Consider the following 6,154-nt stretch of genomic DNA (forward strand, 5'->3'; position numbering starts at 1 on the left):
GAACTGGACTATACCTTCAAGAAGGGGTGGAACATCTACACCCAATTTGCTGTAGACGAGCTTGCATTTGGTCCCGATGAGTGGGAGCTTGCCAGAGAAGACAGGCATCCCAACGGTCTTGCATTCATGCTCGGCCTGAGAATGGAGAAGCCATTGGAGGAAGGGGTGCTCTCCGGTCATCTGGAAGGAGTCTACACCGATCCCTATTTCTACCTGAGAAGCATCGATGGCAATGCAAGCCAAATAGGTGAGATGGATAGCCTCAACTATGTTGTGGCTCTGAGAAAATGGTATTCAGATGATATTGTCTATGACCAGACCTACCTTGGCTATCAATATGGGGGGGATGCCATCGTCCTCCACTCTGCGCTCTCCTATGAGGTGCCTGATGATTGGTACCTCAAGGGAAGGCTTTTTGCGATGGTGCATGGGTCAGTAGAGAAGAACACCCTATGGGAGCTTGGAGAGATCGATCCAACGCCTACGGGTAGTCCGACTTTTTATACACAGATCGGGATGGAAGCAGGAAAGAGCCTAAAAGGGTGGAAGGTGTACAGCTCCCTCAATTTTCTTACCAAGACCAAGGAATATTCCTATTACTATGATCTTCAGTTCACCTTGGGAGCCACCTATACGTGGCATTGATCATCTGTTGGAAAGAACGTAGGTTCATTTTGTTTTTTATTGCAGGAAAGAAGCGTACCAATAGGATATTCCCTACAGCACTGTTACCTCCTTATGAGAGTTCTGTTTACTAAGTGTTGACACTGACTAGCAAAGCAACTAATCTTGTCAATAAGCATAAGTTTTCGGGAAAATTGAGGTGGTATGAATATATTGAAGAAACAGGCCCTCTTGGTATGCCTTTTTTTATTGCTTTTTATCGGGGGCCTTGCCGCTGAATCCAATACATTGTTGACATCTGAAGATATTACTGGCTATGCAATACAATCGTATGAGTTTGAGGTTTCGGGCAAGACTACACAGTTTGCCTTACGTAGTGCCATTATTCCTGCTGATGGGGACCCTGTCTGGAAAACAGAAGATGCGTTCCTGAAGGCACTGAATTCCAAACGCCAGACACTGGTCAATAAGCAGCTCTTCTTGAACGTTGAATATGAATACTCCTTCTCTTCTTTTTCTGATGGTATTGCTTACTACACAGTCACATTCTTTATTGAAGATTCCAACACCTTTCTAGCACTGCCTTACCCGAAGTTTGACAACGATGAGACCGGGTTTCTTTTTGGGGTAAAAGCGAAGGATACGAACCTGTTTGGGACTTTTGGTTTACTCAATCTCACTGCTTATACCGCACAGAATGATGGAACACTGGAAAGTTGGGATAATCGCGAGGATCATCTGGAATTTGATGTAACAGGAGTGGCCATCGGTGAGACGAACCTGAGTCTCAATTTCCTTTATGAACGGCAGAAGACCAGCAACCCGGACGGAAAGATTGAGTATGACCTCAATTGGACAGGTATTCGTCTCATGGAGACTAAGCTTGCCTTCTCTTTTGATGGTGTCATCGATCCTAATGCTGCTCAGCAATTCAATTACGATATCAACTGGACAGGGCTAGATCTGTTTGGTACAAGGGTAAGTGTCAAGACATGGGCGGAGTATAAGCCTTCCAGTGGATTTGAGGAAATGAATCCCAAAATCCAAGGCTTCAGCTGGACCTATGGCCCATTCAAGCAGAACGAGGGACGGTATACCTTGAGTAATCTTCTTGAGTGGAATACCGGTCTTACCAACCTTAAGACAGAAACTAATTTGATTCAGCATGACTTGAAACTCTTCACGAGACCTCTTTCCTTCAAGATTACCTTCCTTACCAACAAGAAAGTAGCAGATGAGAATCTGAATGATGCAACTCTCTCCACAACACTCGGAACGAACTTCAAGCTCCCCTTCCTCGGTTGGAGATGGTCTACCTCGTTCACGCCAGGAGTTGAGTACAAGGATACTGAGGAATCCTTGGCTCAGTATCTGGAATATACCAATACAATCAGCAACGGAGGACGGGTCAATTACCTCTCCAGCAAGGATAAATACCGTGAAGGCTTTATATTCAACTTCAAGCATGTCTACCGTGATTACCAGAGTGAAGAGTTTGCATCCAAGAGTTATTGGTATGTCGAGAGTAATATCACTTGGTTCCCCTTTGTTATATGGAGATTCAATCCACACCTCCGGTTCAATGGGTTCTATTCTGGATTAAATCCAACGAAATATTCCTTCCTTCCCTCTGATGAAGATGAACGGATCCACGACTATTTCAGGGGATATCTCTCTCGTTCAAATGCAATTACTTTTGAAAATAACAAGATCCCATACGGGGGTGTACTCAACCTGAACCTTATGATGGAGTTCATCGATTTCGGATTTGCCAAATCTTATGCAAACCCCTTCCTTGATATCGGGATATTTGGAAATCCTGACGCAGAGCAAGGTTATTCCCTGCTTGCCACAGCGGGAATGGAAGGGTGGGGTGTCCTTGACCGCTTCCCAAGCCATCCGATGCGTGTCTCCCTTGGCTTCAATCTATTCGATGTCATGGATGCAATGAAAGGAACCATCGATCCCCTTGATGTGGAATGGGAGCTATCAGTGAGTTTCGAACTCTACTTCTAATCCAATCAAAAGCCAAAAAAATGCCCAACACTCCGTGACGGAATATGTTGGGTTTTCTTTTCTCTAGTGAGATATTACCGCAATGTAAGTAACATATCACCGTCCTTGATCCACCCTTTTTTTCTCATAAGTGTACTGAATAAGAGGGTAATGAGAGCGGGGAGTAGAAAGTGCATCAAGAGAACCACCGGCCAAGCTTCCAATCCCATTACTGCGATAGCGTTGAACTGACCGACCAAACCACTGGTGCCCATACCAGCCCCTGCGCTGTTGTTCTCCATCTTGAAAAGCACAGTGCTGACTGGTCCCAGTATTGCAGAGGTAAGTGTAGGGGGTATCCAGATCAGGGGATTCTTCCAGATATTTGGAATCTGGATCATACTCGTTCCGAGTCCTTGGCTCAGCAACCCACCGAGTCTGTTCTCCTTGTAGGAGCTCACTGCAAAGCCAATCATCTGACAACTACAACCAACAACTGCTGCTCCTGCCGCAAGCCCATCGAGCCCTAGGCTGATGCTGATCGCAGCACTACTGATCGGAAGGGTGAGTACCATGCCTACCACGGTAGATACCAAGATACCCATCGGCAGTGGATACAATGTGGTCAATGAGTTGATGAATGCCCCAATGTATTTCATCAAAGCTGCAATGGGAGGAGCAATGAAATATCCTACCAATGATCCGACCAAGATGGTGGTGAGCGGAACGATAAGAATATCGACACCAGTTTTTCCTGCAACTTTTTTTGAACTTTCCGCTGCCGCAAGACCTGCTATCATAGCCCCTACCGGCTCTCCGAGAGCCAGGGCTATCCCATTTGTAAAGGAGAAGGTTCCAGCCCCTACAGCACCTGCTACAGCGCTTCCCAGTACTCCGAGAGGACTAGCCCCTACAGCGATTGCAACTCCCATCCCGATTGCAGGACCAGTAAGGTACTGGGCAACCATACCGATGTGTTCGAGCAGGAGAAAGGAACTGTAATGTCCAATTTGCTTGATGATAAGACCAATGATGAGTGAGGCAAAGAGACCTTGAGCCATTCCGCTCAAAACACGGGTGATATAACCACCCACCTGCCTCCCCTCTGAAGAAATCATTCCTTCAGCCATAGAGAGCTCCTATTGATTGGATTTGGTGGATGACTTAGCACGTGTACAAACCTTGGTTTTACACGAGGCCTCCGTTACGTAGGACTATACCGTATGAGGGAAATCATTGGAAAGAGCGTGTGATGATGACATGTGATGGGTGATAGATACCCTTCTTACTGAGTATTGGTACCTTTTTCTTGGTGAAATCTCTCTGCGTCCTCTGTGATCATGTGTGCAAACGCATCACTATCAAAGGTGGTAGACAGTTTTTCAAAAGCTTCCTTCATTGCCACTTGTGCCTGGCTGTCCTCGCTGTATGCCTGCAGTATATCGACCTGCTTCTTAATCGTGTTCTCTACCCAGCCAACCTTATGCCGTTCGAAGAACTCGGTTGTGGGTTTTGCTGCATAGAGCAAGCTGGAGATCAGGAAGGGGCGCTTGAGATAGAGGGACTCCATCAATGCATTGGCCCCTGCCTTGCCAGCCTGTACATCACAGGCACAGATATAGTCCTGGATATTATCAACAAAGCCGGGGGTATAGAGAGGAAAGGAGGGATACTTTTCCCTGAAACGCTTGTACTGTAATTTCGTGCTACTGCTGAGTGTTCCCACTGTGATGATTTGCCAATCGAGGTTTCTTTTCTGTACCTCCTCAAGGAAATCGGTTGTTCCAATACCTTCTCCCCCAAGATTGAGCAAGACAGTGAATCGGTCCATCATACCCAGGTTTTTTCTTGCCTGCTGTTTCTCGGGAATCACCGTGTGCATCATCTGTGTTTTCAAGGGGAATGGACAGATGGTAATCGTTTTTTCTTCTTGTCCGAACGCCATGGCAAGTTCTTTCCCCAACTGGGTACAGATATAAAATCGGTCCAATGCAGAATTGATCCCCAGCCTAGGGGTGAATACAACATCCGTAGCATATTCGAATACAGGTATCGGTAATCCTAGCTTTGCTACGATTGGTTGAATAAGACAGCCAGCAAGAAAGTGGGCAACAACAATACAGTCAGGGGTATTGGCATCGTACCATGCTTTGAAGTCCTTCATTGCATGGCTGTGTGTCCCCAAGAATCGGAACAGCCTTGCATTGAACCAAGAGTCCTGCTTGGGATCGATGAATGCCTCGAGACGAGGAAAATGCAACATCAACCGCCAGTTGGATTTACTCATCCAATTGACGATAGGGGCATTGACTGTTTCAAATAAATCAGCAACAACGGTGGTATGGCCCAGCCTGAGCGCGGCATCGCTCAAAGCTTTCGCAGGGGTGATGTGGCCTTTCCCTGCATCGACGTATAAAAATGCTATGTGCATGCGTCAAGAATAGGGTATAAACCGGACTGGGACAAGTAGAGAAACTGTCTTTACGATATTTCTCGTTGCTTGCGTCCAAGATAGGTACGCGGTATCATGAGGTTCAGGAGCGTTCTGGGTGAAAATTCTTATCACTACAGATTTTTATCTACCGCATATTACTGGTGTTACGACCGTTGTGGTAAATGAACAAAACATGCTTGGCCAGCTTGGTCATAAAGTACGTTTGCTCACCATAGGAAAATCTCCTGTCTCCTCATATACAGGAGGGGTCTATTACATGAAGGGAAGCCGGATACAACCTCTCAGGGATTCCCAGTTGACCTTTTCCTATCGTGATCCTCTTCTTGATGACATCCTCTCCTGGAAACCCGATATTGTACACTCCAACAATGAGTTCATTACCATGGGTTGGGCAAGAAGAATCGCAGAAGCACTGGATATTCCACTGATCCACACCTGCCATACCGATTTTACCCGCTACGATGCTTCTCGCCGTATTCGGCATACGCTCTGGGATACCATGATGGCAACCATCGTAAAGAGACGGGTACGTTATTGTGATCTTCTGATCAGTCCATCCCTTTCTCACAGTCATATGCTGGAGCGTTACCATGTAAAACAACCTATTGTCGTCCTTCCCAGTGGTATCGACCTGGAGCGATTCCAACGTCCGGTTGGAAAAGAGGAAATTGCTTCCTTGCGCGCCAGTTTTGGCTTCACTGAGGATCATTGCATTCTCGTATCCGTATGTCGACTATCCAGCGAGAAACGAGTGAACAGAAGTATTGATGATTTCTTCCTTCTCTCCTTTCTTGAACCTTCTGCCAGGCTACTTTTGGTGGGTGGCGGACCGAAGGAGGAGAGCCTAAAGAAGCAGGTATCTGATCTGGGATTGGAAGGCCTTGTGGTATTTGCGGGAGCGGTTCCTACAGAAAATGTCCATCTGTATTATAGAATCTCAGATGTATTCATCTCCTCCTCTGTTCGCGAATCTCAAGGTCTTGGTTTTGTGGAAGCGATGGCGAGCTCGCATCCGGTAGTTCTACGTGAAGATCATAGCTTGGGGTTTTCAGTCGAGGATGAAGGGTGTGGATATATCTG

Annotated in this window: 4 protein-coding genes and 1 pseudogene; 3 read left to right on the plus strand and 2 right to left on the minus strand. The window is 46.5% G+C overall.

The genetic code is table 11. The features are described from left to right. Window positions 1-645: pseudogene (locus tag JF818_RS01270) on the plus strand (hypothetical protein); the annotation flags it as partial. A 183-nt stretch (window positions 646-828) separates the two neighbouring features. Then, the gene (locus JF818_RS01275) at window positions 829-2,640 is read left to right on the plus strand and encodes a hypothetical protein (RefSeq protein WP_198890183.1); all 1,812 of its coding nucleotides are present in this window, start codon (window positions 829-831) and stop codon (window positions 2,638-2,640) included. A 74-nt stretch (window positions 2,641-2,714) separates the two neighbouring features. Here JF818_RS01275 and JF818_RS01280 read toward each other — a convergent pair whose 3' ends face one another. After that, complete coding sequence (locus tag JF818_RS01280) at window positions 2,715-3,749, minus strand: PTS transporter subunit IIC (protein WP_198890184.1); 1,035 nt, start codon at window positions 3,747-3,749, stop codon at window positions 2,715-2,717. Window positions 3,750-3,904: 155 nt separating this feature from the next. After that, entirely contained in the window at window positions 3,905-5,050 is a 1,146-nt protein-coding gene (locus tag JF818_RS01285; RefSeq protein ID WP_198890185.1) for a UDP-N-acetylglucosamine--LPS N-acetylglucosamine transferase, read from the minus strand. Window positions 5,051-5,168: 118 nt separating this feature from the next. On the opposite strand from JF818_RS01285, the gene JF818_RS01290 reads away from it, so the two are divergent. Continuing rightward, on the plus strand, window positions 5,169-6,154 hold a 986-nt coding region (locus tag JF818_RS01290), incomplete at its 3' end, for a glycosyltransferase (protein WP_198890186.1).

This window comes from Sphaerochaeta sp. S2 (assembly GCF_016406725.1).
Classification (GTDB): domain Bacteria; phylum Spirochaetota; class Spirochaetia; order Sphaerochaetales; family Sphaerochaetaceae; genus Sphaerochaeta.